The 1,711-nt window shown below is 54.4% G+C and carries 1 rRNA gene; it reads left to right on the forward strand.

The window, feature by feature from the left end:
* Positions 1–1,698: ribosomal RNA gene (locus N5J69_RS22125) — 23S ribosomal RNA — on the forward strand; the annotation flags it as partial.
* Positions 1,699–1,711 lie beyond the last annotated feature (13 nt).

The following is a 1,711-nucleotide window of genomic DNA, read 5'->3' on the forward strand; positions in this document are numbered from 1 at the left end:
GAAGGTGTGCTGTGAGGCATGCTGGAGGTATCAGAAGTGCGAATGCTGACATAAGTAACGATAAAGCGGGTGAAAAGCCCGCTCGCCGGAAGACCAAGGGTTCCTGTTCAACGTTAATCGGAGCAGGGTGAGTCGACCCCTAAGGCGAGGCCGAAAGGCGTAGTCGATGGGAAACAGGTTAATATTCCTGTACTCGGTGTTACTGCGAAGGGGGGACGGAGAAGGCTATATCAGCCGGGCGACGGTTGTCCCGGTTTAAGCGTGTAGGTGGAGAGTCCAGGTAAATCCGGTCTCTTGTTAACACTGAGGCGTGACGACGAGGCACTACGGTGCTGAAGTGATAAATGCCCAGCTTCCAGGAAAAGCCTCTAAGCATCAGGTAACACAGAATCGTACCCCAAACCGACACAGGTGGTCAGGTAGAGAATACCAAGGCGCTTGAGAGAACTCGGGTGAAGGAACTAGGCAAAATGGTGCCGTAACTTCGGGAGAAGGCACGCTGGCGCGTAGGTGGAGGGACCTGCTCCCCGAGCCGAAGCCAGTCGAAGATACCAGCTGGCTGCAACTGTTTATTAAAAACACAGCACTGTGCAAACACGAAAGTGGACGTATACGGTGTGACGCCTGCCCGGTGCCGGAAGGTTAATTGATGGGGTTATCCGCAAGGAGAAGCTCTTGATCGAAGCCCCGGTAAACGGCGGCCGTAACTATAACGGTCCTAAGGTAGCGAAATTCCTTGTCGGGTAAGTTCCGACCTGCACGAATGGCGTAATGATGGCCAGGCTGTCTCCACCCGAGACTCAGTGAAATTGAACTCGCTGTGAAGATGCAGTGTACCCGCGGCAAGACGGAAAGACCCCGTGAACCTTTACTACAGCTTGACACTGAACATTGAGCCTTGATGTGTAGGATAGGTGGGAGGCTTTGAAGCGCGGACGCCAGTCTGCGTGGAGCCAACCTTGAAATACCACCCTTTAATGTTTGATGTTCTAACGTAGGCCCGTGATCCGGGCTGCGGACAGTGTCTGGTGGGTAGTTTGACTGGGGCGGTCTCCTCCTAAAGAGTAACGGAGGAGCACGAAGGTCAGCTAATCACGGTCGGACATCGTGAGGTTAGTGCAATGGCATAAGCTGGCTTGACTGCGAGAGTGACGGCTCGAGCAGGTGCGAAAGCAGGTCATAGTGATCCGGTGGTTCTGAATGGAAGGGCCATCGCTCAACGGATAAAAGGTACTCCGGGGATAACAGGCTGATACCGCCCAAGAGTTCATATCGACGGCGGTGTTTGGCACCTCGATGTCGGCTCATCACATCCTGGGGCTGAAGTAGGTCCCAAGGGTACGGCTGTTCGCCGTTTAAAGTGGTACGCGAGCTGGGTTTAGAACGTCGTGAGACAGTTCGGTCCCTATCTGCCGTGGGCGCTGGAGAATTGAGGGGGGTTGCTCCTAGTACGAGAGGACCGGAGTGAACGCACCACTGGTGTTCGGGTTGTCATGCCAATGGCATTGCCCGGTAGCTAAGTGCGGAAAAGATAAGTGCTGAAAGCATCTAAGCACGAAACTTGCCCCGAGATGAGTTCTCCCTGACTCCTTGAGAGTCCTGAAGGGACGTTGAAGACGACGACGTTGATAGGCCGGGTGTGTAAGCGCAGCGATGCGTTGAGCTAACCGGTACTAATGACCCGTGAGGCTTAACCTTACAACGCCAGAGG

This window comes from Pantoea sp. GD03673, from assembly GCF_029844725.1.
Lineage (GTDB): Bacteria > Pseudomonadota > Gammaproteobacteria > Enterobacterales > Enterobacteriaceae > Pantoea.